Here is a 24,394-nt window from a genome sequence, read left to right on the forward strand (position 1 = left end):
GGGCGGGGGCGGGACTCAGGCACCCCAGCCGGCCTGGCGGCCCCCGACACGGTCGGCGGCGATGCGCTCCTGGTTGCCGGAGGCGATGTAGGCGGCGAACGGGTCACGTGCCAGGCCGAGTTCCTCGCGTACGTCGGCGAGCAGCGGACGCACGTCCGTGTTGAAGGCGTCCATCAGCACACCGTTGGAGGCAAGCACATCGCCGGATCGCTGTGCGTCGGCGAGCGCCTCGGCATCGATCAGCAGGGCCTTCGCGGTCGCCTCCTGCACGTTGGTGACCGAGCGGATGACCGCGGGGATCTTGGCCTCGATGTTGTGGCACTGGTCGAGCATGAAGTTGACGTTGGTCTCGGGCCGGAGGCCGCCGTTCTTGACCACCTCGTGCATGATCCGGAACAGCTGGAAGGGATCCGCGGCACCGGCCATGAGGTCGTCGTCGGCGTAGAAGCGGGAGTTGAAGTCGAAGGCGCCGAGCTTTCCCTCCCGCAGGAGGAAGGCGACGATGAACTCGATGTTGGTGCCGGGCGCGTGGTGTCCGGTGTCCACGACCACCTGGGCCTTCGGCCCCAGCTTCAGGCAGTGCGCGTACGAGGTGCCCCAGTCCGGGACGTCGGTCGTGTAGAAGGCGGGTTCGAAGAGCTTGTACTCCAACAGCATCCGCTGGTCGGCGCCGAGACGTGCGTAGACCTCGGCCAGCGCTTCGGCCAGCCGGTCCTGGCGGCCCACGATGTCGTCCTGGCCCGGATAGTTGGTGCCGTCCGAGAACCACAGCTTGAGGTCGGGCGAGCCGGTGGCGTCCATGATGTCCACGCACTCGAGCAGGTGGTCGGTCGCCTTGCGCCGGACCTTCGCATCGGGGTGGGTGACCGAGCCCAGCTTGAAGTCGTCGTCCTGGAAGACGTTGGAGTTGATCGCGCCGATGCGCAGCCCCAGCTCGTCGGCGTACCGCGTCAGCGCCGCGTAGTCCTCGACCCTGTCCCACGGAATGTGCAGCGACACCTTCGGGGCCACCCCGGTGTACGTGTGCACCTGCGCCGCGTCCGCGAGCTTCTCGTACGGGTCGCGGGGGACTCCCGGCTGGGCGAAGACCTTGAAGCGCGTACCGGAGTTGCCGTAACCCCAGGACGGCGTCTCGATGACCTGAGACTTCAGAGCTGCCTTGACGGCCGACACATCAGACATGAACACCTCGTAAGCAGAGTCATCCGGCGACCGCGCAGGATCGGGATGTGAATCGTTTCATCCGCAACGTACGCTAAATTTGGGCCTCGCTGCTAGTCAAGCTGCTGAGCAAGTTTCTTCCTGATTTGAATCAATTCACCGAGCCTCGCCCATGGGTCCCAAGGGCCTGCTCTGATTGACAGGTGACCAAAAGGTCACATATTTTTGACATATGGACACGGTGTTCAAGGCTCTGGCGGATCCCACGCGGCGCGGACTGCTCGACGAGCTGTTCCGCGAGGACGGGCAGACACTGGGTGCGCTGGAGGCCCGCTTCGAGATCACGCGATTCGCCGTCATGAAGCACCTCAGGCTGCTGGAGGCGGCTGGGCTGGTCGTCACGCGAAGGCGGGGCCGGGAGAAGCTCCACTTCCTCAACCCGGTGCCCATCCGGCTCGTCCACGACCGGTGGGTGAGCAAGTACGCGGAGCCCTGGGCCGCCGGGCTCAGCGATCTCAAGAGTCGACTGGAGAATCCCATGGAGAAGGTCTTCGAGATCTACATCCGCACGACGCCCGAACGCCTCTGGGAGGCGATCACCGACCCCGACATCAGAAGCCAGTACAACTTCGGGGCGCGGATCACCTCGGACTGGACCGATGGGTCGGCCTTCGAGATGGGCGCGCCGGGAGCGCCCGGACCGCTCGGAGAAGGGCGGAATCTGGAGGTCGACCCGCCGCGCAGGCTCGTCCAGAGCATGGTCGCGCTCTGGAGCGACGACGTGAGGAGCGAGGGCCCCACCCGCATCACCTGGGAGATCGAGCCCGTCGGCGACTCCTGCCGTCTCACCGTCACGCACGACGAACTGCGTGAGGGCGCCAACGACGAGCTGTACGGCGGTTGGCCGATGATCCTCTCCGGCCTGAAGACCTGGCTGGAGACCGGTGAACGGCTCACCACGCCCGGCTCCCTCATGTACACCGGCCAATAGGGACGCGCGCCCCTCATGTACGCCGGCTGACAGAGACGCGCACGGGCTCGCACCCGGCCCCGCTCCCGGCCGGGAGCGGGGCCGTCGCCGGGGCCGGCCAGTGATCCGAACCGGTCAGTGATCTGAACCGGTCAGGCTCGGCTGGAGCTTCCGGACGAGAGCGAACAGCCTGTCCTCGTTGCCCGTGAGGCCCGCGCTGCGCAGGGCCTCGTCCGCCTCCTGTATCGGCGAGGCGAGCAGTGGCATGTAGAGCGGACCGTCGGCCGGGTCGGCGAGCGCGGCGCGGGTGGCAGCCAGTAAACGGATGTAGGCCTGGGCAGCGGCCATCTCTGTCTCGTGCATCTCAGCATCTCCCGGTCAGAGGTGTCGGACCGTCAAGCATCCCCCATGGGTCTGACAACGGAACTGCGCCGGCCGGACGCGCCGCTCACGAGCGGGTGGCGGGCGGCGGTTCGACTTCGAGGAACCGCCGTCTGCGTGGCCCCCGGTAGAGCAGGGCCGTCCAGCCGAGCCGCCGCAGCACCTCGGCGCAGCCGGCCAGCGCCTCCGCCTCGTCGTGCGCCGCCCCGCTTCTCGGTGGCCCCACCCACTCCACTCGCACGGAGCCGGGTTGCTCGCTCTCGCACACGCGATAGCCCGTCGCCGTTCGCTCGCCTGACGGCCGGACCGCGGACGGCGCTATTCCGGCGGCTTCCAGCGCCAACGCCACGGCGCGCATCGGCCGGTGAAGCTCCCAGGGGGCCGGTACGCCCTCGGGGTCCGCGCGTCCACTGCCGGTCAGACGCCTGATCTGGAGCATCCCCTCGTAGGCCGTCCGCACCTCCCCGGCGCGCGTGTCCCCGAGGTCCGCCGCCGGGCCGTCTCCCGTCGCGGGCTCGAAGACCCGCTCCCGCGCCCCGCCCATGTCCCGTCCTCTCGCCGGTGCGACCTCCGGGGCCAAGTGTGCGCCCGCCCACTGACATCGGTCTCCCGTCCGCAGCACAGCACAGCACACCGCACCGCACCGCCTCGGCGGCCTGCCGAGACGTTTCGACCAGAGGACGACCGCCTTCCGCGCGGCGGTGTCCGCCGCTCCCAGCCTTGACGTGCGGCCGCCGACCTGTCCGGAGCGGATCTGACGGGTCTTGCCTTCCTGACCCAGGTCCAGGTGAACGCGGCGAAGGGGGAGGAGGCCACCAGGCTGCCCCGCGCACCGGGCAGGTCCTCAGCGAGCACGGGCGACTGACAAGGACAACGGGATACGCACGGCGCGCACAGGAACGCGCACAGGGTCAGACAGTGGACTCCCCGGCATCGACATCGACGTAACCCAGCATCCGGTTCATGGCGATGGCCCTCGTGTTGGCGGCGTGGTGCACGGTGCGCACGCGGTGTACGCCGCACACTTCGGCGAAGCCGATTCCGTGCACCTTCATGGCGACGGCGACGCCCGCGCGCCGGTACTCCCGCCGCACCCCGGTCATCTCGTTGAACACCCATCCCGACGCCCGCCGGTCCGAGGTGGCGGCCATGCCCGCCCAGGCGCCGTCACCCGCCACGGCCAGCACGACTCCGCGAGGGTCGAACGAGGGTACGTCGACGCGCTCCCGTACGTACTCCTCGTACGTGTAAAAGAGTCCCCGGCCCGGGATGTCGGCGGCGCAGTCCCTGTTGAGCTCGTACAGCCGACGACGATTCGAGGGGGTGTCACCGAGTTCCGCGTACGTCGTCGGCATCAGGCCGGCCGACCGGCAGCGGTCGGTGTACGGCGCCCAGCGGTCCACGTCGAAGTGGCGTACGTCCAGTTCCAGACCGACCCAGGTCTCAGCCACGGCGCGAGTCCTCCGGAGCGAGTCCGGCGTCCTGCTCCAGGACGGCCTTCAGGCGGTTCAGCGTCGTACGGATGTTTCCACGCTGGAACTCGGCGAACGTATGGCCTCGCGTCGCGACCCGGTCGAACGCGTCGGCGAGGAAGTCCGGCCACGCGCGCCGGTTGTCCGTCCACGTCTCCGTGACCCGTGTGGCACCGTCCACCGCCTCGAAGCGGTACTCCCACAGCGCGATGGGAGCGCGGAGGCGCGGGCGCCGTGCCCCGATGGCGTGCACGCGGAAGGCGAACCGCCTGCCGGGGTCGGCGGCGGTGACCGTGCACCGGGTGGTCCAGCGGAGGGAACCGCGCTTGTTCCGGCCCTCGAAGACCATCCCGACGTACGTGCCCCGGTCCTCGCCGAGCACCCGTGCACCCCTGTTCTCGGGACTCCAGCGGCCCATCGCGGTGGGATCACTGAGCTGTTCGTACACGACGGAGGGCTCGGCCCGGATCAGGATGCTGTCCGACACGGACATGGTGCGGGGCATGGTGACACTCCTGTCCTCGGCCGGCAGGACCCGAAGGAGGCCGGACGGATGGTCTGCGAACGCCTTGCGGTGCTGGTTCGTTGGACAGTGTGGCCTACACGCAGCAGTGTTCATGACACCAGACCCGAGGAGCCCGTACATGCCAAGCACCGCCGATCTCGGCCCCATCCGCCCCGCCGCCGTCACGGGCGAGCGGACACGCCTGGTGGAACGGCTCATGCAGCGGTTCCCCCACGTGCCGAGAGAAGCCGTCATCAAGGAGGACCTGTTGCGCGGCGGCATGGCGTTCGACGAATCCGCGCTCAGCGACAACGAGCACGGGGACGTGAAGCCGAAGTCGTACTTCATCTTCTCCTTCGACCACGGCACCCTGCCCGAGCTCGGAGCCGCCGCCCTTCGGCGGCCACCCGAGGAGATCGTGCTCACCGGCGGGCCGTACGACCTGCGCCGCACCGTGGTGTCGGTGCGCGTCAATCCCGCCTCGCCCTACCGTGTGGCGGCCGGGCCCGACGGCGTCCTCGGGCTCTACCTCGACGGAGCCCGCATCTCGGACGTGGGTCTGCCCCCCATGCCCGACTACTACCGGCACACCCTCTCCAACGGCAAGTCCGTGATGGAGGTGGCGCCCACCATCCAGTGGGGCTACCTGGTCTACCTCACCGTCTTCCGCGTCTGCCAGTACTTCGGCGCCAAGGAGGAGTGCCAGTACTGCGACATCAACCACAACTGGCGCCAGCAGAAGGCGGCGGGCCGCCCCTACACCGGAGTGAAGGACGTGGAGGAGGTACTGGAGGCGCTGGACATCATCGACCGTCACGACACCGCGCGGACGACCACCGCCTACACGCTCACCGGTGGAGCCATCACCTCCCGCCTCCAGGGCAAGGACGAGGCCGACTTCTACGGCCAGTACGCCCGGGCCATCGAGGAGCGCTTCCCCGGGCGCTGGATCGGCAAGGTCGTCGCCCAGGCGCTCCCCAAGGACGACGTCCAGCGCTTCCACGACCACGGCGTGCAGATCTACCACCCCAACTACGAGGTGTGGGACCGCCGTCTGTTCGAGCTCTACTGCCCGGGCAAGGAGCGCTACGTCGGCCGCGACGAGTGGCACCGTCGCATCCTCGACTCCGCGGACGTCTTCGGCGCCCGAAACGTGATTCCCAACTTCGTCGCCGGGGTGGAGATGGCGGCGCCCTTCGGCTTCTCCACCGTCGACGAAGCCATCGCGTCGACCACCGAGGGCCTCCGCTTCTTCATGTCGCACGGGATCACGCCGCGCTTCACCACTTGGTGCCCGGAACCCACCACACCCCTCGGGAAGACGAATCCCGACGGTGCGCCCCTCGAATACCACATCAGGTTGCTCGACGCGTACCGCTCGACCATGGAGGAGTACGGCCTGTCCTCACCACCCGGCTACGGCCCGGCGGGCGCGGGCCGTGCCGTGTTCTCGGTGAGCTCGTTCATGGACAGCCTCCCTCCCCGGGACTGAGGCCGCGCGACGCCGCCTGAAGGCCGTCCTGTAGGTCCTGTCGGGTCCTGTCGGGTCCTGTCGGGTCTGTCGGGCGGGCGTTCACCGGCCCGGCCTCCGGAGCGCGGGCGAAGCCTACGGAGCGGGTGCCCGTCACCGGACCGGTCCGGGCACGGGCACCCCCGTCCGCGCGGGTGCGGTGGGGCGTCAGGCGCGCCACTCGGCGGTGCGCTCCGGAGAGGCTTCGGCCAGTGCCTTGGTGATGGCCTCGACGTCGCCCCGGTTCCCGTACACGGGGGTCCCCGGCTGCTGGCGCCAGGACTCGTCCAGCCCACCCGCGTCCACGGTGTCGAAACCGAGCGCGTCGATCAGGTCCCGGACCACCTGCTTGGCCGCCGGGTCGTCACCGGAGACCGGAAGAGCCTGCCGGCCCGGAGTGCCGTGCGGGACGGCGTTGTCGAGGATGTCCTGTGCGTACGTCCCGTTGAACGCCTTGATCACCGGACGGCCGAGCTGCTGTTCGGTCCACCGGCTCTCCGTCAGCCCGTCCTCGATGGCGGGGATCCGCCCGTCGCGCTGCTGCGGATAGTAGTTGCCCGTGTCGATGAACACCGCGCCCTCGGCGGCTCCGTCGAGGATGCCCGAGGGCAGGCCGGGGACGGACTTGAGCGGAACGGTCACCACCACGATGTCCGCGCCGCGCGCGGCTTCGGTGGCACGGACCGCCGTGGCTCCCGTCTCCTCGGCGAGTGCTGCGAGCGTCTCCGGTCCGCGGGAGTTCGCCACGGAGACGTCGTGACCGAGCGCGGTGAGCCGCCGGGTCAGATTGCCGCCGATGTTGCCCGCCCCGATGATGCCGATCTTCATGATTCCGACCTTCCGATGCCGAGTGCGTGGGGTGAAAGGGTCTCGCCGGTTCACCAACCCGGAGTGACGGGACACTATTCCGTGGCCGCTGAATCGGTTCTGCGGTGGTACGGAGGATGCCGGCTCCGTGAGCGGGCACGTATGGACGAGACAAGCGGAATCGATGTCCCCCACTTGGAGGTGGTGCCCGTGCTGCACGGGGTCGACGTCAGCGCGTATCAGACCGACTTCGACACGGACGACGTGGATTTCGTATTCGTGAAGGCGACCGAAGGCCGAACCTATGTGAATCCGAGATTGAAGGAACAGGTGAAGCGCGCCCGTGACGCCGACTGCATTGTCGGTTTCTATCACTTCCTCTGGCCCGGACACGCCAAGAAGCAGGCCGCGCATTTCGTCGAGAGGGCTCCGGACAGGGCCGGTGACCTCCTCGCGGTGGACTGGGAGGAGACGGGCGAGGGAACGCGCGCGAGCAGCGCGGACAAGGACCGCTTCATCCGCGAGGTCAAGAGACTGAAGCCGCACCACCGTGTCCTGCTGTACTGCAACCGTTCGTTCTGGCGCACCCACGACACGAGCTCGTACGCCGGTGACGGGCTCTGGATCGCGGACTACGGCAAGGCCGGCGAACCGCGGGTGGAGGCCGACTGGCGTATCCACCAGTACACCGACCGCCCGCTCGACAAGAACGTGGCCGACTTCCGGTCGCGGGACGCGATGCGTGCCTGGGCGGAGGGCTGAGGGAGCGGGCGCGTCAACAGCGGCATCGCGGCTGTCGGCCAATGGAGTGTCCTTTGCCAGCCACTGGTGCAGTGCACAGGGAGATGGCAGGCGTCGCCGCCGCGCGGAGTCCATCCTGGTCGCCGAGTCAGCAATCGGCCGTCGACCGAAGGAGTGCCGCAGTGACGACGAGGGGCCCCTCAGCATCGCTGGAAGCCGATGCCGCCTATCAGGACGAACTTCCTGTGCGGCGTCGGCAGCCGGGGAACGTGGTCATCCGGTGGCTGACGACCACCGACCACAAGACGATCGGCACGCTCTACCTGCTCACGTCGTTCGCGTTCTTCCTCTTCGGTGGCATCCTCGCCCTCGTGATGCGGGCCGAGCTGGCTCGGCCGGGCATTCAGATCATGTCGAACGAGCAGTACAACCAGGCGTTCACGATGCACGGCACGATCATGCTGCTGATGTTCGCGACGCCGCTCTTCGCCGGATTCACCAACTGGATCATGCCGCTGCAGATCGGCGCGCCCGACGTGGCGTTCCCGCGGCTGAACATGTTCGCGTACTGGCTGTACCTCTTCGGCTCGCTCATCGCGGTGGCCGGCTTCCTGACGCCCCAGGGTGCTGCCGACTTCGGCTGGTTCGCCTACTCACCGCTCACCGACACGGTCCACTCGCCCGGCATCGGCGCCGATCTGTGGATCATGGGTCTGGCCTTCTCGGGATTCGGCACGATCCTCGGCTCGGTCAACTTCGTGACCACGATCATCTGCATGCGCGCCCCCGGCATGACGATGTTCCGCATGCCGATCTTCGTGTGGAACGTCCTGCTGACCGCTGTTCTGGTCCTGCTGGCCTTCCCGGTCCTGGCCGCGGCGCTCTTCGCCCTTGAGGTCGACCGTAAATTCGGCGCACACGTCTTCGATGCCGCGAACGGCGGGGCACTGCTGTGGCAGCACCTCTTTTGGTTCTTCGGCCATCCAGAGGTCTACATCATCGCGCTGCCGTTCTTCGGGATCGTCACCGAGATCATCCCGGTCTTCAGCCGCAAGCCCATTTTCGGTTACGTCGGACTGATCAGCGCCACGATCGCCATCGCGGGACTCTCCGTCACCGTCTGGGCGCACCACATGTACGTGACGGGCGGCGTGCTCCTGCCGTTCTTCTCCTTCATGACCTTCCTCATCGCGGTGCCCACCGGTGTGAAGTTCTTCAACTGGATCGGCACCATGTGGAAGGGCTCGCTGTCCTTCGAGACACCGATGCTCTGGTCGGTCGGATTCCTGGTGACCTTCCTGTTCGGCGGTCTCACCGGGGTGATCCTCGCGTCGCCCCCGCTCGACTTCCACGTCTCGGACTCGTACTTCGTGGTGGCGCACTTCCACTACGTCGTCTTCGGCACCGTGGTCTTCGCGATGTTCGCCGGATTCCATTTCTGGTGGCCGAAGTTCACCGGCAAGATGCTGGACGAGCGGCTCGGCAAGATGACCTTCTGGACGTTGTTCATCGGCTTCCACGGCACCTTCCTGGTGCAGCACTGGCTCGGTGCGGAGGGCATGCCGCGCCGGTACGCCGACTACCTCGCGGCCGACGGCTTCACCGCCCTGAACACGGTCTCCACGATCGCCTCGTTCGTGCTGGGCCTGTCGATGCTGCCCTTCCTCTACAACGTGTGGAAGACGGCCAAGTACGGCAAGCAGGTCGAGGTCGACGACCCCTGGGGCTTCGGCCGCTCCCTCGAATGGGCGACGTCCTGCCCGCCGCCGCGTCACAACTTCCTGACGCTTCCGCGGATCCGGTCCGAATCACCGGCGTTCGACCTGCACTACCCGGGGATCCGGGCCATCGAGGACGCGACGAACCTCCCCTCCGAGTCCGTCACGGTCGCTCCCGGGGACAAGCAGGAATAGAGACCGGGGCTCCGGCCCGTGGAGAGGAGGACGGTGTGAAACCCGACAAGGAGACGGCCCGTGGCCTCGCCCAGGTGGAGGGCTATCTCCTCTGGAACGCCGAGGTGGACGAGGCGCGCCGGCAGGCCCGGCGTTTCACCGACGCACTGCCCTGGCTCACCACCGCCCAGCGTGAGGACGTCGAACGCGTCTACGTCACGGACAGGGTGGCGCTCTGCCGGGACACCCTCACGAGGATCGCCGGTCGTGCAGTCGAGCTGCGGGGCGAGTACACCGCCCGCTACGACCGGCTCAGGGCCCGCTGCGTGGCCCTGTCCGTCCTCACCGTCGGCGCGGTGGGCGGGACCTGCGCCGCGCTGACGGTCATCAGCCGCTGACACCGCGCCCCGGGCGCCCGGCTCCGCACCGGGCGCCCGCGGCGCGAGGTATCTCAAGGCCGGGGCCCGACGTGCTGCTGCGCCGGGCTTCCATCGGCTACACGCTGACGGTGCGCAACAGCGGTCCGGGCCGTGCCACTTCGGCCGAGGCCACCGTGATCCAGCCCGGCCACCTGTTGACGCCGTGTCGGACCGGATGACATCGCGGCTCGGACCGGCGCACCGCGGCCGGCGCCCGGTGCGGGACGAAGAGGGAAGCGTGCGCCCGCCTTCCGGGTGCGAGGGGACGACGTCGTACGTGCTCGCTGGTCCCCCCAGAGCGTCAGAGCGCGGCGCCGAAGTTCTGCGTCCAGACCGGGCCGCCCGACGAGTCCTCCCTGCCGATCCCGATCTCCTTGAACGCGCAGTTGAGGATGTTGGCCCGGTGCCCCTCGCTGTTCATCCAGGCATCCATCACCGACTCCGGCGTCTGCTGGCCCTTCGCGATGTTCTCGCCGTACGTACTCCACCGGTACCCGGCCGCGGTGATGCGGGCGCCCGGGTCCGTGCCGTCCGGAGAGGTGTGGGAGAAGTAGTCCCGCGCCACCATGTCGGCGGAGTGCCGGGACGCGGCCGTCGTGAGCTTGCTGTTGCCGGTCACCGGGGAGCAGCCCGCCTTCGAGCGTGCGGTGTTGACCAGTGCGATGACCTCGTCGGCGGCCGAGGGCGCGGCCGGGGGAGGCTTCGGTGCGGCCGCCGGCGCGGAGGAGGGGGTACGGGGCTTCGGCACTTTCCGGGGGGTCGGCGACGCGCTGGGGGTCCTGGTCGCCGACGGTTTCGCGGACGGTGAGGGTGACGGAGAGGCGGACGAGGGCGATGGTGAGGGGGAAGCCGAAGGGGATTCCGGAGCCGTGGCCGCGTCGGACGGGCCACCGAGCGGGGAGACCGCGGTCGCCGGCCCCTCACCGTCGTCGTCCGAGTAGAGGTGGACGGCCGCCCCGCCCGCCCCGAGCACGCCGACCGCCACCAGTCCCGCGACGACGGTGGTGCGCCGGCGCCGCCGTGCCCCGTCGCGGCGCCGCTCGGCCCGTCCGGGACCCGACAGAGCGGTGGCTCCTGCGACGGGCAGGAAGGCCGTCGGCAGGATGTCGGCCGCGGGGCCCGCGACGGACGCCGCCACGGGCACCAGCGCGAGTCCGACCAGAAGCCCCTCCGCCGGAACCAGGCCCGACCGGTGCCCCGCGCACACCGTGCACTCACGTGCGTGACGGGCCAGACGCTTGCGCCAGAGGGCGGAGGGAATCCCGTCCCACCGGGCCGTCAGGTCCTCCAGGAGGACGCAGCCCGGCTCGGCCGTGAGGGCGCGGACCACGACCCGGGCGGCTTCGAGCCGCTCCTTCATCCGCTGCACACGCACAGCGGTGTGCTGGGGCGACAGGTCGAGGGCGCCCGCGACCTCGGCGCGGGTCAGCTCGCCGGCCGTCTCGAGCCACCAGAGCGACACCAGCTCCCGGTCCTCGTCGTCCAGCCACCGGGTGGCCTCGGCGGCCTCACGGCGCTGCCCCGTCAGGCCCAGCCGGACGATCGTCAGCTCGACGAAGTCGGCGGCGGGGTCGACGACGTCGTAGGCGTCCTCCATGGGGTCCGCGGACATGTCCCCGGACCTTCGCTGACGCCAGTGCCCGCGTATCTCGTTCATGGTGATGGCAACGAACCAGGAACGGAAGCTCTTGGGGGAGCGGAGCGAGGGCAGGCCGTGGAGCATGCGCAGGACGCTCTCCTGGACCACGTCGTCGACGTCGGCGTGACCATTGAGCGCACGGCCCACGATGTTGTAGACGAGCGGCAGGTAGGACGCGACGAGCGCGTCCTGCGCCTGTGGATCCCCCTTCTGCGCCGCCTTGATCAACGCCGTCTCGCGTGCCTCGCCCATGCTGTGCTCACTCTTCCGGGGTCCTGTTCCGTCACTTCCCACACTCGGGAGACGCTGTGCGGCGGGGACGATAACAGTAATCCGGTCACACGCTCGAAATCCGCTCCCGGATCGCTGCCCCGACGGCCCCCGGCCCGGCCCCGTGAGCCGGCGGCCGTCGTCCGGTCCCTCCGTGCCCCGGCAGCGAAAGCGCCGCCCTGCAGGAGCGGGCGGCGCCTCGGCCGGTCTGGAACGGTTCAGGTGCGGGGCGGGTTCTCCCGGCCGGAGTCGTTGCCGAGCTGCTGCTTGAGCTTGTCCTGGCCGGTGTCGACGTGCTTGGCGTACTTGCCCCCGGTCCGGTCGTCGACCATGTCGCCGGTTTTGTCGACACCCTTCCCGGCCTGGTCCTCGTGGCCCTTCAGCATCTTCTTGATCTTGTCCATCGCGGACATGGCGGATCCTCCTAGGCTCGGCTTCCCCCACCCGTCCAGGGTCTCCGCACATCGCCCGCCCCGCATCCGCGAGCCCGCCGACGCGGTCCCGAGTGGTCCCCGACGTGTGAAGAGCCGCCGGCTGGGCACATACCGGGTTACCTGGAGGAGGTGGTGGCCGTGGGCCGCATCCAGATCGTCCGCCGTCCGCAGCCCCCCACGGGGCCGCCCCCGCTCGACCTGCGCACACCGTCCGGCCGGCCCCTGCCGTACTGACCGCGCGCCATACCCTTCACACACCTGCTCCACGCGGAGCAGGTGTGTGAAGGGTCCGTGCGGTGCCGCCCCGGCGGACCCGCCGCCGGTCACGCTGTCGGCGCGGTAGGACGCACGCCCTGAGGCCCCCGAGCGGCGAAGCGTAAGCTCCGGAGGCATGATCGACCAATCGGCGCACGCCCCGGCCGCCCGGCAGACCAACTGGGCCGGCAACATCACCTTCGGTGCGAAGCGACTGCACACACCTGCCACGGTGGCCGAACTCCAGGACATCGTGGCCGCCGGCACCGCGGTGCGCGCGCTGGGCACGGGCCACTCCTTCAACACGGTCGCCGACACCACGGGCGACCTCGTGTCCGTGGCCGGGCTGCCCCGCTCGGTCGAGATCGACCGGGACGCCGCGACGGCGACGGTGAGCGCCGGGCTGCGCTTCGGGGAGCTGACGGGAGATCTGCACCGCAGCGGGTTCGCGCTGCACAACCTGGGCTCGCTGCCCCACATCTCCGTGGCCGGCGCATGCGCCACCGGCACGCACGGCTCGGGGGTGGGCAACCGCGCCCTCGGCGGTGCCGTCAGAGCCCTGGAACTCGTCACCGCCGACGGCGGCCTCGTCTCCCTGGAGCGAGGGGACGCCGACTTCGACGGCGCCGTGGTCTCCCTGGGAGCGCTGGGGGTGGTGACCCGTCTGACCCTCGACCTCGTGCCCGCGTTCGATGTCCAGCAGTGGGTGTACGAGGACCTCCCGCAGGACAGGCTCCTGGACCGGTTCGACGAGGTGATGTCCGAGGCCTACAGCGTGAGCCTGTTCACCGGATGGCACGGCGGGGCCATCGATCAGGTGTGGCTCAAGCGGCAGGTCGACGGCCGCGGGCCCCGCTCGGCCCCGCAGACGTGGCACGGGGCGGAGCTCGCCGGGGGCCCCAGGCACCCGGTGCCCGGTATGGCGGCCGGGCACTGCACCCAGCAGCAGGGCGTCCCCGGCCCCTGGCACGCGCGCCTTCCTCATTTCCGGCTCGAATTCACCCCCAGCAACGGCGACGAACTCCAGTCCGAGTACTTCGTCGACCGGCGCGACGCCGTGGCGGCGTACGAGGCCCTGGACCGGGTCCGGGACCACTTCTCCCACCTGCTGCAGATCGGTGAGATACGCACCGTGGCCCGCGACGACCTGTGGCTCAGCCCGGCCGAGGGGCGGGACTCGGTGGCCTTCCACTTCACCTGGGTGCCCGACACCGACGCGGTGACGCCCGTCCTGGGGATCATTGAGGAGGCCCTTGCTCCCTACCGGGCCAGGCCGCACTGGGGCAAGGTCTTCACGACTCCGCCCGGCACGCTGCGCGAGCTCTACGGCCACTATGCGGACTTCGAGCGGCTGACCGGCCGTTTCGACCCGGCCGGCACGTTCCGGAACGACTTCCTGGCGCGCCACTTCCCCCGCACCGCCTGAGCGCGCGGGCGGAGTGCCGGCGGCGTTCAGCCGGGCCGGTCCGGCGGCGCGTCCGGCCGGCCGTCCCTCGCGGGCCTCGGTGAGAGTTCCTCCACGAGGGCGGCCAGCTCCTCGCACGCCACCTCCGTCTCGTGCCGGATGTTGTTGTGCTCCGTGACGATCGCGGCCAGCAGCAGTGCGGTGAGCGCCACGCAGCCGTTGAGGATGCACAGGTTGAACATGATCTCCAGCACTGAGTGATTCATGAACGGCCCCACCCGCTCCGTCCCGGCGACGATGGCCAGGACGGAGACAAGGAGCGCGCAGGGGGCGCTGCCGGGCAGCTGGAAACGCAGGGCGGCCCAGATGAGCACCGGGAAGACGAGATAGAGCATGGACAACGCGCTCATGGTCGCGATGACCGTCGAGACGACCGCCACTGCCGCGAGCGCGGCGGCCTCCGCCCATCTGTCGTCCAGCCGGGGCCGTCGCACCCTGCGCAGGACCAGCAGCAGGGGAGTGACCGTGAGTACACCCATGGCGTCGCCCGCCCACCAGGCCGACCAGACCTGCCAGAAATGATCCAACGGGAGAGCGCCACTGAGCCACTGGACCCCCGTGCCCACCGTGGCACTGATGACCATGCCGCCGAGGGCGCCGAGGAAGACGAGTGCGACCCCGTCACGCAGGCGGTCCAGCTCCGGGCGGAACCCCACGGCGCGCAACGCCAGGAACGAGCACAGCGGAGCCAGAGCACTGCCCGCCGCGACGACGACACCCCAGAAGGTGGGGCCGTCGCTCGTCGAGAGCACCGTCACGAGGGCACCGAGAACGATCCCGGGCCAGATGCGGACACCCAGGTACAGCAGCGCCGCGACGGCGATTCCGGACGGCGGCCACAGCGGAGTGACCACCGAGTCGTGCACCTGGATCTGGCGGAGCAACCCGATGTGTCCGGACCCGTAGTAGACGGCGGCGATGCCCAGCGTCTGAGCGACGATCACGGCACGGCGTCTGGTTTCCTCGCTGCGGATCACGCACCTCATCAGACACCGCGCGCAGCGGCAGGCCGTCATGACACGCTCGGCCGGTCGCCGGCCCTGTCAGGCCGTGGCGGCGCCGTGCCGCAGCACCAGGACGGCCGCGTCGTCCTCGTGACCCGTGAACACCGCCGCCTGCAGCACGCGGTCCGCCAGCTCCTCGGCGTCGGCCAGCGCGTGGTCGCTCACCAGGCGCCTGACGCGGTCCAGACCGGCGTCGATCGTCAGTGACGGGCCCTCGACGACCCCGTCGGTGAGCAGGACGAACGCACCGTCCACAGTCAGGTCGCGCCGGGTCACCGGGTAGTGCTGGTGCGGCTCTATGCCCAGCGGCAGGCCCCCCGCGTCCGCGGTGACTCCCGAACGGCCGTCGGCGGTCGCCCACACACAGGCGACGTGGCCGGCGCGGGCGCTGCAAAGCTCCCGCGTGCCGGGGTCGAGGCGGAGGAACGAGCACGTGGCGAAGAGCGTGGAATCCATGGACATGATCAGGTCGTTCGTGCGACGCATGACCTCACCCGGATCCGGGGCCGAGCTGGCGACGGCGCGCATGGCGATCCGGATCTGGCCCATGAAGGCGGCCGCCTCGACGTCATGTCCCTGGACGTCGCCGATGGCGAGCCCGAGCGCCCCGTCCGGCAGCAGGAAACCGTCGTACCAGTCACCGCCGATGTCCAGCCCGTCCCGGGCGGGTGCGTAGCGGGCGGCGGTCCGGAGGCCGGGGAAGGAGGGGAGCGTCGCGGGCAGCATCTTGCGCTGCAGGGCCTGTGCCAGCTCGACGCGGGCCTGGTGCAGTTCCACTTCCTGCCGGGCACGGGCAGTCAGATGCTGCAGGGTGCTGAGCAGGTCCTCGGCGCTCGCCGACCGGGGAGTTCGACGCCGGTTCATGGGCCGCTCCGCGTTGCGATAGTCCCTGCATCATATTTCGGCACCGAATGTCCGGCGAGTGCTGCCGCTGCCCCGGCATCGTGGCGCGGTCAGCCCTCGCGGTCGAGTGATTCTGTGAGCCGCCCCAGGGTCTCCTGCAGTGCGAGCACCTCCTGGACCGACAGGCCCGTGGCCCGCAGGATCGACCGGGGGACGGGCAGCGCGCGCTCGCGCAGCGCGGCGCCGGCGTCGGTGAGGTGGACGGTCACGGAGCGCTCGTCCTCGGCGCTGCGCTCGCGCCGGACGAGCCCGGCCGACTCCAGGCGCTTCAACAGCGGCGACAGCGTGCCCGAGTCCAGGTGCAGCCGCTCACCGATCGCCTTGACCGGCAGCGGACCGTGCTCCCACAGGACCATCATCGCGAGGTACTGCGGATACGTGAGCCCCAGGTCTTTCAGGGCGTCCCGGTAGACGCCGCCGAAGGCGCGGGAGGCCGCGTGCAGCGAGAAGCACACCTGGTGGTCCAGCCGCAGCATGTCGGTGTCCGGCAGGTCGGGTGCGGGAACGGGCGGTGACGTCATGTCCTCAGGATAGCTTGTCGCCCGTCATTCAGTTGTGTGCAATTGAATTGTGTGTCACTCTTCTGCCGGTGGCCGGCCCACGGTCACCAGCAGAAGAGAGAGGTCTCCCCATGGACGCGCTGTACACCGCCGCCGCAACCGCGAACGGCCGCGAAGGCCGGGCAGTGAGCTCGGACGGCCGTATCGACCTGGCGCTGGCGATGCCGCCGGCGCTCGGAGGCAACGGCGAGGGCACCAATCCGGAGCAGCTCTTCGCCGCCGGTTACGCGGCCTGCTTCGCCGGCGCGATGAAAGAGGTCGCCCGTGAGATGAAGGTCGACACCAAGGACGTCTCCGTGACGGCCGAGGTCTCGATCGGCAAGGACGAGACCGGATTCGGCCTCGCGGTCGTCATGCGGGTCGAGCTGCCCGAGGCCCTCGAAGGCGAGACCGGCCGCCGTCTGGTCGAGGCGACGCACGCCTTCTGCCCCTACTCCAAGGCCACGCGCGGCAACATCGAGGTCGAGCTCGTCATCGAGTGATCGACCGGCGGAGCACGTTCCCCCCACCGGCCCGGGTGGGGGGAACCGTTCGTGCAGGGGAGGCAGGAGTCGAACCTGCGGCATCCGGTTTTGGAGACCGGCGCTCTGGCCTCTGAGCTACACCCCTTCGGTGCGCACAGCCTCGCAGTCGCCGCCTTCGACGACAACCGGGTTTTCGCCCGGCCGGGGACCGGCCCGGGGGTCCGCCCGGAGGCGGCCGGCGGCCGCCGCGTACACTCGGCTCCCGTTTCCGCTGATTGGCGGGCATAACCGATCGATAGGCAGTTTCACGTGAGTTTCGCAGAGGCATCCGACGCGCCGATCTACGCCGGGCTGGTGGAGGAGCAGGGCGACGTCCCGGCCGAGGTGCGGCGGGTGGCCGAGGAGACCCTGCTGGAGGTCGACCGGGTGCTCGACTTCAGCACGATGCGCGTCCCGGCCGCCGCGCGTTAGGCCTGGTCCGGGCTGCGGCGGGCAGAATCAGAAGCGTATCCACTGGTTCCCACCGTACGGAGCGCCGCGTGACCATCAGCCTGCACGGTTCGGCAGTCGTCCTGTTCCAGGGGGACAGCATCACCGACGTGGGCCGGCTGGCGGAGCCCGGCGACACCCTCGGTCGCGGTTACGTCCGCACGGCGGCGGACCTCGTGCGTTCCGCCCGCCCGGACGACGGCATCACCTTCCTCAACCGGGGCGTCGCCGGCGATCGTGTCTCGGATCTGCGCGCCCGGTGGCGTGAGGACGCGACGGACCTCGAGCCGGACGTGGTGTCCGTCCTGATCGGCGTGAACGACACCTGGCGCCGCTACGACTCCGGTGAGATCAGCACCCACCAGGCGTTCGAGGACGACTATCGTGCCGTCCTCACGCAGGTGCGGGAGAGGCCGGACACCCAGCTCGTCCTCATTGAGCCGTTCCTGATCCCGGTGCGGGAGGAGCAGTGGGCCTGGCGCGGTGACCTCGATCCCAGGATTCAGACGGTCCGCAGGCTGGCGGAGGAGTTCGACGCGTCGCTGCTGGCCGCCGACGGACTGCTCAACCAGGCGGCGCGGGCGGCGGGCGGCCCCGAACACATCGCGGGTGACGGGGTCCATCCGACCCCGCTCGGGCACGCGCTGCTGGCCGAGGCATGGGTGGCGCTCGCAGGACTGTGACCGTCGGACACCAGGGGCACGGGGATCCTGGCCCACACGGTCCTGCCCCGCGCCGGTCGGACGGGACCAGCCCACGAGCTGCTCGGCGCATCGACGATGCACATGCCCCGGCCACGCATGAGCGCTGATCACCCTCCGGATGAAGGCCGGTGCGAGGTGCCGTGGGGGCCCGGCGGCCACTAGTATCCTCGCCGTCCGCGTAAGCGCGTGCAATTGCATCGGAAATTGCACCCGAGGGTGTGAGCAGAAGACATCTGTTCACCCCGCGCGGGTAGGCGCCGACAGTCGCGCCAGCGAGGAACCGAGCAGACGGCCGAGAAGGATGAACCGCATGCAGCACATCGACAACGGCGTTCCCGCCAACTCCCTGACCGGCGTGGAGTGGAGGAAGAGCCATCACAGCAACCCCAGTGGGAACTGCGTGGAGATGGCCCTGCTGCCCGGCGGCGAGGTCGCCGTACGCAACTCCCGGCACCCGGAGGGACCCGCGCTCGTCTACACCGGTGACGAAGTGCGCGCCTTCCTCGCCGGCGTGCGGGACGGTGACTTCGACGGCATGGCCGGCTGACGGCTCATCGGCTGCGGGGAAGATCCCACGAGCCATCGGCCGAAGCCCGACAGCTCCGACAGGCCGAAAATCACCCGCACTTCGCGCGACCGGCCCCCTCCCGGGGCTCCTGATGGCAGACTGGCGCCATACGTCCGCCTTCAGGAGCCCGCATGCCCGGCATCGAACCGCTGCAGCCGTCACGGAGGCCCACGCTCGCGCCGGCCCCGGGGGCGAGTCCCACCGCGCTGCGGCTGGTTCTGGGAGCGCAGCTGCGGCGGCTGCGCGGCGAGGCGGGCCTCACGCCCGAGGCCGCGGCGGGCCGCATCCGGTGCTCCACGGCCAAGATCAGCCGCATGGAGACCGGGCACTCGCCGTGCAAGGAACGCGACGCGGTCGATCTCCTGGCACTCTACGGCGTGACCGACCCGGCCATGACCGACGAGTTCATCGACCTCGTCCGCAGGGCCGGACAGCGCGGGTGGTGGCGTACCTACGCCGATGTGCTCCCCGACTGGTTCGAGCCCCTGGTCGGCCTGGAAGAGGCCGCGGCGTCCATCCGTACGTACGAGGGCCACTACATTCCGGGTCTCCTGCAGACCGCCGCCTACGCTCACGCCGTGGTGCGCTCCGGACACGCCCTCGAATCCGAGGAGGTCACCCGGCGCAGGGTGGAACTTCGCCTCAGAAGGCAGGAGTTGCTGCACCGGCGGGATGCCCCGAAGCTCTGGGTGCTGCTGGACGAGGCGGTGCTGATGCGCCCCACGGGCGGCGCCGCCGTGATGCGGGAGCAGTTGGTCCATCTTCTGGAGATGACGGAGCTGCCGCACGTGATCGTGCAGGTGGCCCCCTTCGACGTGACCGCCCACACCTCTCCGGGCAACGGAATCACCTATCTGCGCTTCGCGATGGAAGGGCTCCCCGATGTCGCCTACATCGAGCACCTGACCAATGCCACGTCCGTCAACAAGCAGGAGAGCACGGACGAGTACCGGTGGATCCTGGACTCCCTGAGCGCTCAGTCTCCGAGTCCGGCGATGAGCAGAGAACTGCTGAGGCGGGCGCTCGAGCGTTACACCTGAGCGCCCGCCTCAGCCGCGGCGCGTCGTCCGGGGGTACGTCACCACTTGCGGCCGACGCCGCCGTACTCGATCCACTCCCGGGTCGCCTGCTTCGGCGCGAGGTCCGAGTCCGGCCGCCACGTGGAGACTTCGACCAGGCCCGGTTCCAGCACGTCCAGGCCTTCGAGGAATCCCCGTACGTCGTCCTCGCGGCGGACGCGTCCCCACTGGTTCCCGGTGCTCTTGGCCATGAAGTCCGTGACGAAGTCGCGAGTCGCCGCGTCCTCGCTCACGAGCTGACACACCACCAGGAAGCTTCCCGGCGCGAGGCGGTCCGCCACCCTGCGGATGAGTCCGGCCGGATCGTCCTCGTCCGGGATGCAGTGCAGCACGGACACGAAGAGCGCGGCCACCGGCTCGTCGAAGTCGATCAGTCGGGTCACCTCGGGGTGGCCGAGGATCCCCTCGGTGTCACGCATGTCCGCCTGGATGACCGCAGTCCGGTCGTTCTCCTCCAGTATGGCCCTGCCGTGGGCCAGGACGATGGGGTCGCTGTCGATGTAGACGACCCGGGCTCCCGGATCCACGAGCTGGGCGACCTGGTGGACGTTGTCCTGGGTCGGCAGGCCTGATCCGTGGTCGATGAACTGGCGGATCCCGTATTCGGCGGCCAGATGGTGCACGACACGGCGCAGGAACCGCCGGTTGTTCACCGCGAGGACCTTGGTGCTCGGCACCACCTCGAGCAGCTGCTCGCACGCGACCCGGTCGGCGGGGTAGTTGTCCTTTCCGCCCAGGTAGTAGTCGTACATCCGCGCGACGCTCGGCACGTTCACATCGATGTTCTTCGGAATGGAGGTGTCCCCGTTGCTCATCCAGCCCCTCGCGGTTCAAAGAGAAGAATTCGGTGTCCGTGAGCGCCCATGCTAGGTACCCCGTCGAGCGGCTGACAGCCCACGGGGAGTGAGGCAAGACCACAGGGCGGGGAATCAGCCAGCCGGGAGGCGTGCGGGACACCCGCTGGATCCGGACAACCGGTGCGGAAGGAAGGGGCGGGAGTGGTTCCCGGGGCGACGGCCCGGCAACTCTGCCTGATAGAAGGTCTTTTGCCGTACGGGATGCGAGATGCGGCGGCCCGGCGGCGGCCTTCGGGACGCACGTCCAACGCGGCCGGAAATCGACGTAAGCGATCCTTCCGGCGCTGTCCCGTGCGGCCGAGGGCGGCCCTCCGGTCCGCGTCGGACGATCGGCGCTCGAGCCAGGCGCACTATCGTGGACACCATGTCCGCCCCTGAGCTGATCCGTATCGTGTCGCGCGACTCACCCATGGCCCTGGCCCAGGTGGAGCGTGTCCGGGCCGAGCTGGCCGCCGTCCACCCCGCCATCGTCACGGAGGTCGTGCCCGTCCGGACCACCGGCGACAAGTGGCTCGGCGACCTCTCGAAGGTCGAGGGCAAGGGGGCCTTCACCAAGGAGGTCGACGCGGCGCTGCTCGCCGGGGACGCGGACCTCGCCGTCCACTGCGTCAAGGACATCCCCGCCGACCGTCCGCTGCCGGCCGGGACGACGTTCGCCGCCTTCCTGGAGCGCGACGACATCCGCGACGCCCTGATCCACCCCGGAGGCCTCACGCTCGACCAGCTTCCCGACGGCACGCGGATCGGCACCTCCTCCGTCCGCCGCGTGGCCCAACTGGCCGCCTCCCACCCGCATCTGGAGTGCGTCCCGTTCCGCGGAAACGCCAACCGCCGGCTGGCGAAGCTCGCGGAGGGCGAGGTCGACGCGCTTCTCCTGGCGGCGGCCGGCCTGCACCGCATCGGCCGCCCCGACGTGATCAGCGAGATCCTCGACGCCGAGACGATGTGTCCGCCGATCGGGGCGGGAGTCCTCGCCCTGCAGTGCCGGGAGGACGACACGGCGACGATCGACGCCGTGAGCGAGCTGAACCATCCCGGTACCTACCGGGAGATCACGGCCGAGCGCATGTTCCTCCACGTGCTCCAGGGGCACTGCAACTCCCCGATCGCGGGCTACGCCACCGCCCACCGCAACGGCGACCTCTCCCTGCGGGCCTGTGTGTTCACGCCGGACGGCAAGACCGTGCTCAACGCGCACGAGTGGGCCGGTCCGCTCGATCCCGCCACGCTCGGCACCTCCGTGGCCGTCGCCCTGCTGCGCCAGGGGGCACGTGAGCTGATCGACGGCATCGCGCACTGAGGGGAGCCGCGGTCGCGAGGGTCTGCGCATCGGGCACGCCCGGCCCGGCCGCCGCCCCCGAAGGGCGGCGGGGACCGGACCGCGGTGGCCGGAGCCGGGCCGGAGACACCCGATTGCACGATCAATACGCCTGACCGGCTGCCGGGACGCCGCTGAGCACGGATTGTGGGAGGCAGTGCCATCACGGGTCGGCCGCGCCGCGTCCGCACCCGTCCTGTGGAAGGAGAGCCCATGGCCCGGTTCGAGGCGACGGTGGAGATCGACCGCCCTGTCGGAGAGGTATACGCCTTTCTCGCCGACGGCGAGAACGACAGGAAGTTCAGCCCGCGTGTGCAGAGCATCTCCAAGACACCGGCCGGCCCGACGGCGGTGGGCACCGTCTTCCGGAGCACCGTGAAGGACGCGGGCATGACGACGCAGCGGGAGTTCCGGATCAGCGAACTCGTCGCGCCGACGCGGATCCGCTGGCAGGAACAGTCGTCGAACCTCGTGATCGCCAAGGAGGGCGGCTACGACCTCGAATCCATGGCGGATGGTCGAACGAAGGTGCGAATTTTCAATGATCTGGAAGGGCACGGTCTGGGCAAGCTCCTGGTCGGCTTCGCCGCTTCGGCCGCGCGCAAGGACGCCCCCGCGTTCGGACAGCGGATCAAGGCGGCTGTGGAGGCGTCATGAGCCCCATGGACGCTCAGGCCCGCAGGGCAGAAGCCCGGCCGACGTAGGGTCGTCACCATGCATGTACTGAGCAGTCGCATCCTGCTGAGACCCCGTGATCCGGACCTCTCCCGCGAGTTCTACGGTGGCACACTCGGACTCGCGGTCTACCGGGAGTTCGGCACCGGGCCGGAACGCGGGACCGTGTACTTCCTCGGCGGCGGCTTTCTCGAGGTGTCGGGTCGTTCGGACACCCCGCCCACCGACTCCCTGCGGCTGTGGCTGCAGGTTGCCGACTGCGCCGCGGCGCACGAGGAACTGTCACGGGACGGGGCGCACATCCTCCGCCCGCCGGTCCAGGAACCCTGGGGCCTGATCGAGATGTGGATCGCGGACCCGGACGCGCATCGCATCGTCCTGACCGAAGTACCCGCGGATCATCCACTGCGCTATCGCCCGTGACTCCGGTGCCCGGCCGGTGCGACGTGGTTCCGAGGTGGTACCGACCTGACCCCACCACCGACGCCGTGGGCGGCCGACCGTTGTCGGGCGGACGCCGCCTGCCCCTGCGTGCACGTGCCCGCCGCGTCACTCACGTCGATGTGGGCTCGGCCCGCGGCAGTTCGGCCCGGCGTACCGCGGTCGAGCCGAGGGCGACAAGTGCGCCGATACCGGCGAACGCGCCGCACCCCACGAAGACGGGAGCGGCCCCCCAGGCCCCGATGGCCGCACCGACCAGGGGGTAGCTCAGCGGTGCCAGGCCGAGGACGCTGAGCATCACGACCGAAGTCACCCGGCCCAGGTAGGCGGGGTCCGCGGCGGTCTGTACGAGGGCGCTGCCCAGGCCCCCGCAGATGCCCATGGCCGCGCCCACGGTCGTGGCCAGTGTCACGGCGAGCGGCAGACTCGGAACCAGTGCGATGGCCGCTCCGCCCACGCAGCCCACCGGTAGCGTCGCGGCGAAGAGCATCCCCGCGCGCGGCAGTCGTCCGGCGATCGTGAGCAGAGCCGCGCCGGCCGCCGCGCCCGCCCCGAAACCGCTGACGATCCATCCGTAGCCCGAAGGCCCCCAGCCACGCTCGCTGTTGAGCAGCACCATGCCGACGTTCAGCGTCCCGATGAGCCCCAGTTCACTGACGGCGGTGACCACCACGAGGGGGCCGATCAGGCGATGGCGGCGCACATAGCGCAGGCCGTCGACGAGGCCGGTGCCCCTGCTGGTGCTCGACGGGGCCTCCTCGTCGTCGCGGCTGACGAGCGGACGGAGCCGCATCGTCACGAGGAGGGGCAGCGAGAGCGCGAAGAGCAGTCCGGCGACGGCGAAGGTGACGGCCGTGCCTCCGAATCCCATGGCGAGACCGCCGACCGGTGGTCCCACGATCTGGCTGAACCGCATCGACAGGGATCTCATGCCGGTCAGGCGTGCGAGCTGGTCCGGTGTGGTCATCCGCGGCGGAAGCGCCCCCACCGCCGGCACGAACAGCGCGTCGACCGCACCGAACACCAGGGCCAGCGTCACCAGGATCCACACCGTCGGCGCCGTCATCGCCACGAAGGCCGCGACCAGAAGGATGAACAGGCACCGCACGGCGTCAGCGGCGATCACGACCCGGCGCAGACCCCATCGGTCGGCCATCACCCCGCCGCCCAGCATGAGCAGGGCTCTCGGCAGGGCGCCTGCGGCCATGACCAGTCCGACCTCGGTCGGACCCGCCGCCTTCTGCGCCGACCAGCCGAGCGCCACGAAGTACACGCCGTCGCCGACGAGGGAAAGTGTGAACGCCGTCAGCCATCGAAGGACGTTGCCGTCGCGGTACGCGGGCCGCAGTCCGGCGGGTCTTTCGTGGGCGGCCTTGTCCAGGGAAGTCATCGGCTTCTCCCGTGAATAGGG

At 69.8% G+C, this 24,394-nt stretch carries 27 protein-coding genes, 1 tRNA gene and 1 pseudogene; 15 read left to right on the forward strand and 14 right to left on the reverse strand.

Features of this window, described 5'->3' with window-relative positions; translation table 11 throughout:
• Positions 1–15 precede the first annotated feature (15 nt).
• On the reverse strand, positions 16–1,182 hold the full coding sequence (gene rhaI, locus ACFYY2_RS02435; RefSeq protein WP_388735885.1) for an L-rhamnose isomerase: 1,167 nt from the start codon (positions 1,180–1,182) through the stop codon (positions 16–18).
• 211 nt (positions 1,183–1,393) lie between these two features.
• On the opposite strand from rhaI, the gene ACFYY2_RS02440 reads away from it, so the two are divergent.
• Complete coding sequence (locus ACFYY2_RS02440) at positions 1,394–2,152, forward strand: ArsR/SmtB family transcription factor (protein ID WP_388735888.1); 759 nt, start codon at positions 1,394–1,396, stop codon at positions 2,150–2,152.
• A 114-nt stretch (positions 2,153–2,266) separates the two neighbouring features.
• On the opposite strand, the gene ACFYY2_RS02445 is transcribed toward ACFYY2_RS02440, so the two are convergent.
• Positions 2,267–2,494: a hypothetical protein gene (locus ACFYY2_RS02445; protein WP_388735891.1), complete on the reverse strand. Its 228-nt coding sequence runs from the start codon at positions 2,492–2,494 to the stop codon at positions 2,267–2,269.
• Between the two features lie 85 nt (positions 2,495–2,579).
• Complete coding sequence (locus ACFYY2_RS02450) at positions 2,580–3,056, reverse strand: hypothetical protein (RefSeq protein WP_388735894.1); 477 nt, start codon at positions 3,054–3,056, stop codon at positions 2,580–2,582.
• Between the two features lie 189 nt (positions 3,057–3,245).
• On the opposite strand from ACFYY2_RS02450, the pseudogene ACFYY2_RS02455 reads away from it, so the two are divergent.
• Positions 3,246–3,377: pseudogene (locus ACFYY2_RS02455) on the forward strand (pentapeptide repeat-containing protein); the annotation flags it as partial.
• Between the two features lie 46 nt (positions 3,378–3,423).
• On the opposite strand, the gene ACFYY2_RS02460 reads toward ACFYY2_RS02455, so the two are convergent.
• A complete protein-coding gene (locus tag ACFYY2_RS02460; RefSeq protein WP_388735897.1) occupies positions 3,424–3,963 on the reverse strand; it encodes a GNAT family N-acetyltransferase in 540 nt (179 codons plus the stop codon).
• The gene (locus ACFYY2_RS02465) at positions 3,956–4,489 is read right to left on the reverse strand and encodes an SRPBCC family protein (RefSeq protein ID WP_388735899.1); all 534 of its coding nucleotides are present in this window, start codon (positions 4,487–4,489) and stop codon (positions 3,956–3,958) included. Before ACFYY2_RS02465 ends, ACFYY2_RS02460 begins: the two co-directional genes overlap by 8 nt.
• Positions 4,490–4,628: 139 nt before the next feature.
• On the opposite strand from ACFYY2_RS02465, the gene ACFYY2_RS02470 reads away from it, so the two are divergent.
• A complete protein-coding gene (locus ACFYY2_RS02470; protein WP_388735902.1) occupies positions 4,629–5,981 on the forward strand; it encodes a radical SAM protein in 1,353 nt (450 codons plus the stop codon).
• Between the two features lie 186 nt (positions 5,982–6,167).
• Here ACFYY2_RS02470 and ACFYY2_RS02475 read toward each other — a convergent pair whose 3' ends face one another.
• Positions 6,168–7,025: an NADPH-dependent F420 reductase gene (locus tag ACFYY2_RS02475; RefSeq protein ID WP_388735905.1), complete on the reverse strand. Its 858-nt coding sequence runs from the start codon at positions 7,023–7,025 to the stop codon at positions 6,168–6,170.
• On the opposite strand from ACFYY2_RS02475, the gene ACFYY2_RS02480 reads away from it, so the two are divergent.
• From ACFYY2_RS02480 to ACFYY2_RS02490, 3 genes are all read left to right on the forward strand, one after another.
• Positions 7,017–7,568, forward strand: coding sequence for a GH25 family lysozyme (locus ACFYY2_RS02480; RefSeq protein WP_388735908.1), 552 nt, complete (start codon positions 7,017–7,019; stop codon positions 7,566–7,568). The genes ACFYY2_RS02475 and ACFYY2_RS02480 overlap by 9 nt on opposite strands.
• Positions 7,569–7,729: 161 nt before the next feature.
• On the forward strand, positions 7,730–9,460 hold the full coding sequence (gene ctaD / locus ACFYY2_RS02485; protein ID WP_388735911.1) for a cytochrome c oxidase subunit I: 1,731 nt from the start codon (positions 7,730–7,732) through the stop codon (positions 9,458–9,460).
• A gap of 35 nt (positions 9,461–9,495) precedes the next feature.
• Positions 9,496–9,837, forward strand: coding sequence for a hypothetical protein (locus ACFYY2_RS02490; RefSeq protein WP_388735914.1), 342 nt, complete (start codon positions 9,496–9,498; stop codon positions 9,835–9,837).
• 322 nt (positions 9,838–10,159) lie between these two features.
• On the opposite strand, the gene ACFYY2_RS02495 is transcribed toward ACFYY2_RS02490, so the two are convergent.
• Positions 10,160–11,749 (reverse strand): sigma-70 family RNA polymerase sigma factor, encoded by a 1,590-nt coding sequence (locus tag ACFYY2_RS02495; RefSeq protein ID WP_388735916.1) that lies wholly within the window; start codon positions 11,747–11,749, stop codon positions 10,160–10,162.
• 236 nt (positions 11,750–11,985) lie between these two features.
• The gene (locus ACFYY2_RS02500; protein ID WP_388735919.1) at positions 11,986–12,180 is read right to left on the reverse strand and encodes an antitoxin; all 195 of its coding nucleotides are present in this window, start codon (positions 12,178–12,180) and stop codon (positions 11,986–11,988) included.
• Between the two features lie 412 nt (positions 12,181–12,592).
• Between ACFYY2_RS02500 and ACFYY2_RS02505 the strand changes: the two genes are divergently transcribed.
• Entirely contained in the window at positions 12,593–13,882 is a 1,290-nt protein-coding gene (locus tag ACFYY2_RS02505; protein WP_388735922.1) for an FAD-binding protein, read from the forward strand.
• A gap of 26 nt (positions 13,883–13,908) precedes the next feature.
• Here the strand turns inward: ACFYY2_RS02505 and ACFYY2_RS02510 are convergent, their stop codons facing one another.
• From ACFYY2_RS02510 to ACFYY2_RS02520, 3 genes are all read right to left on the reverse strand, one after another.
• Positions 13,909–14,898, reverse strand: a complete 990-nt coding sequence (locus ACFYY2_RS02510) for an MASE1 domain-containing protein (protein WP_388735925.1) — start codon at positions 14,896–14,898, stop codon at positions 13,909–13,911.
• A gap of 66 nt (positions 14,899–14,964) precedes the next feature.
• A complete protein-coding gene (locus ACFYY2_RS02515) occupies positions 14,965–15,789 on the reverse strand; it encodes a PP2C family protein-serine/threonine phosphatase (RefSeq protein WP_388735927.1) in 825 nt (274 codons plus the stop codon).
• An 89-nt stretch (positions 15,790–15,878) separates the two neighbouring features.
• Positions 15,879–16,349: a MarR family winged helix-turn-helix transcriptional regulator gene (locus tag ACFYY2_RS02520; protein ID WP_388735930.1), complete on the reverse strand. Its 471-nt coding sequence runs from the start codon at positions 16,347–16,349 to the stop codon at positions 15,879–15,881.
• Positions 16,350–16,459: 110 nt separating this feature from the next.
• Here ACFYY2_RS02520 and ACFYY2_RS02525 point away from each other — a divergent pair, with 110 nt between their 5' ends.
• Positions 16,460–16,870 (forward strand): organic hydroperoxide resistance protein, encoded by a 411-nt coding sequence (locus ACFYY2_RS02525; RefSeq protein ID WP_388735932.1) that lies wholly within the window; start codon positions 16,460–16,462, stop codon positions 16,868–16,870.
• Positions 16,871–16,924: 54 nt separating this feature from the next.
• Here the strand turns inward: ACFYY2_RS02525 and ACFYY2_RS02530 are convergent.
• Positions 16,925–16,997 (reverse strand) — tRNA-Trp (locus ACFYY2_RS02530).
• A gap of 164 nt (positions 16,998–17,161) precedes the next feature.
• Between ACFYY2_RS02530 and ACFYY2_RS02535 the strand changes: the two genes are divergently transcribed.
• The 4 genes from ACFYY2_RS02535 to ACFYY2_RS02550 all read left to right on the forward strand — a co-directional run bounded on the left by ACFYY2_RS02535 (position 17,162) and on the right by ACFYY2_RS02550 (position 19,653).
• Positions 17,162–17,323 (forward strand): hypothetical protein, encoded by a 162-nt coding sequence (locus ACFYY2_RS02535; protein ID WP_388735935.1) that lies wholly within the window; start codon positions 17,162–17,164, stop codon positions 17,321–17,323.
• A 68-nt stretch (positions 17,324–17,391) separates the two neighbouring features.
• Positions 17,392–18,024: an SGNH/GDSL hydrolase family protein gene (locus tag ACFYY2_RS02540; protein WP_388735938.1), complete on the forward strand. Its 633-nt coding sequence runs from the start codon at positions 17,392–17,394 to the stop codon at positions 18,022–18,024.
• 331 nt (positions 18,025–18,355) lie between these two features.
• Positions 18,356–18,592 (forward strand): DUF397 domain-containing protein, encoded by a 237-nt coding sequence (locus ACFYY2_RS02545; protein ID WP_388735940.1) that lies wholly within the window; start codon positions 18,356–18,358, stop codon positions 18,590–18,592.
• Positions 18,593–18,744: 152 nt separating this feature from the next.
• Positions 18,745–19,653: a helix-turn-helix domain-containing protein gene (locus ACFYY2_RS02550; protein WP_388735942.1), complete on the forward strand. Its 909-nt coding sequence runs from the start codon at positions 18,745–18,747 to the stop codon at positions 19,651–19,653.
• A 38-nt stretch (positions 19,654–19,691) separates the two neighbouring features.
• Here the strand turns inward: ACFYY2_RS02550 and ACFYY2_RS02555 are convergent, their stop codons facing one another.
• Positions 19,692–20,507 (reverse strand): SAM-dependent methyltransferase, encoded by an 816-nt coding sequence (locus ACFYY2_RS02555; protein WP_388735945.1) that lies wholly within the window; start codon positions 20,505–20,507, stop codon positions 19,692–19,694.
• Between the two features lie 406 nt (positions 20,508–20,913).
• On the opposite strand from ACFYY2_RS02555, the gene hemC reads away from it, so the two are divergent.
• The 3 genes from hemC to ACFYY2_RS02570 all read left to right on the forward strand — a co-directional run bounded on the left by hemC (position 20,914) and on the right by ACFYY2_RS02570 (position 22,965).
• A complete protein-coding gene (gene hemC / locus ACFYY2_RS02560; RefSeq protein WP_388735948.1) occupies positions 20,914–21,849 on the forward strand; it encodes a hydroxymethylbilane synthase in 936 nt (311 codons plus the stop codon).
• A 231-nt stretch (positions 21,850–22,080) separates the two neighbouring features.
• Positions 22,081–22,524: an SRPBCC family protein gene (locus ACFYY2_RS02565; RefSeq protein ID WP_388735950.1), complete on the forward strand. Its 444-nt coding sequence runs from the start codon at positions 22,081–22,083 to the stop codon at positions 22,522–22,524.
• Between the two features lie 57 nt (positions 22,525–22,581).
• Positions 22,582–22,965 (forward strand): VOC family protein, encoded by a 384-nt coding sequence (locus ACFYY2_RS02570; RefSeq protein ID WP_388735953.1) that lies wholly within the window; start codon positions 22,582–22,584, stop codon positions 22,963–22,965.
• 130 nt (positions 22,966–23,095) lie between these two features.
• Here ACFYY2_RS02570 and ACFYY2_RS02575 read toward each other — a convergent pair whose 3' ends face one another.
• On the reverse strand, positions 23,096–24,373 hold the full coding sequence (locus ACFYY2_RS02575) for an MFS transporter (RefSeq protein WP_388735955.1): 1,278 nt from the start codon (positions 24,371–24,373) through the stop codon (positions 23,096–23,098).
• Between the last annotated feature and the right edge of the window lie 21 nt (positions 24,374–24,394).

The sequence above is a fragment of the Streptomyces sp. NPDC001822 genome (assembly GCF_042892135.1).
Classification (GTDB): Bacteria; Actinomycetota; Actinomycetes; order Streptomycetales; family Streptomycetaceae; genus Streptomyces.

Coding starts and splice junctions, on each gene's coding strand:
- ACFYY2_RS02570 (WP_388735953.1), top strand. CDS start 22,582: ATGCATGTACTGAGCAGTCGCATCCTGCTGAGACCCCGTGATCCGGAC.
- ACFYY2_RS02505 (WP_388735922.1), top strand. CDS start 12,593: ATGATCGACCAATCGGCGCACGCCCCGGCCGCCCGGCAGACCAACTGG.
- ACFYY2_RS02575 (WP_388735955.1), bottom strand. CDS start 24,373: ATGACTTCCCTGGACAAGGCCGCCCACGAAAGACCCGCCGGACTGCGG.
- ACFYY2_RS02550 (WP_388735942.1), top strand. CDS start 18,745: ATGCCCGGCATCGAACCGCTGCAGCCGTCACGGAGGCCCACGCTCGCG.
- ACFYY2_RS02440 (WP_388735888.1), top strand. CDS start 1,394: ATGGACACGGTGTTCAAGGCTCTGGCGGATCCCACGCGGCGCGGACTG.
- ACFYY2_RS02495 (WP_388735916.1), bottom strand. CDS start 11,749: ATGGGCGAGGCACGCGAGACGGCGTTGATCAAGGCGGCGCAGAAGGGG.
- ACFYY2_RS02500 (WP_388735919.1), bottom strand. CDS start 12,180: ATGTCCGCGATGGACAAGATCAAGAAGATGCTGAAGGGCCACGAGGAC.
- ACFYY2_RS02465 (WP_388735899.1), bottom strand. CDS start 4,489: ATGCCCCGCACCATGTCCGTGTCGGACAGCATCCTGATCCGGGCCGAG.
- ACFYY2_RS02450 (WP_388735894.1), bottom strand. CDS start 3,056: ATGGGCGGGGCGCGGGAGCGGGTCTTCGAGCCCGCGACGGGAGACGGC.
- ACFYY2_RS02470 (WP_388735902.1), top strand. CDS start 4,629: ATGCCAAGCACCGCCGATCTCGGCCCCATCCGCCCCGCCGCCGTCACG.
- ACFYY2_RS02555 (WP_388735945.1), bottom strand. CDS start 20,507: ATGAGCAACGGGGACACCTCCATTCCGAAGAACATCGATGTGAACGTG.
- ACFYY2_RS02525 (WP_388735932.1), top strand. CDS start 16,460: ATGGACGCGCTGTACACCGCCGCCGCAACCGCGAACGGCCGCGAAGGC.
- rhaI (WP_388735885.1), bottom strand. CDS start 1,182: ATGTCTGATGTGTCGGCCGTCAAGGCAGCTCTGAAGTCTCAGGTCATC.
- ACFYY2_RS02515 (WP_388735927.1), bottom strand. CDS start 15,789: ATGAACCGGCGTCGAACTCCCCGGTCGGCGAGCGCCGAGGACCTGCTC.
- hemC (WP_388735948.1), top strand. CDS start 20,914: ATGTCCGCCCCTGAGCTGATCCGTATCGTGTCGCGCGACTCACCCATG.
- ACFYY2_RS02520 (WP_388735930.1), bottom strand. CDS start 16,349: ATGACGTCACCGCCCGTTCCCGCACCCGACCTGCCGGACACCGACATG.
- ACFYY2_RS02545 (WP_388735940.1), top strand. CDS start 18,356: ATGCAGCACATCGACAACGGCGTTCCCGCCAACTCCCTGACCGGCGTG.
- ACFYY2_RS02565 (WP_388735950.1), top strand. CDS start 22,081: ATGGCCCGGTTCGAGGCGACGGTGGAGATCGACCGCCCTGTCGGAGAG.
- ACFYY2_RS02445 (WP_388735891.1), bottom strand. CDS start 2,494: ATGCACGAGACAGAGATGGCCGCTGCCCAGGCCTACATCCGTTTACTG.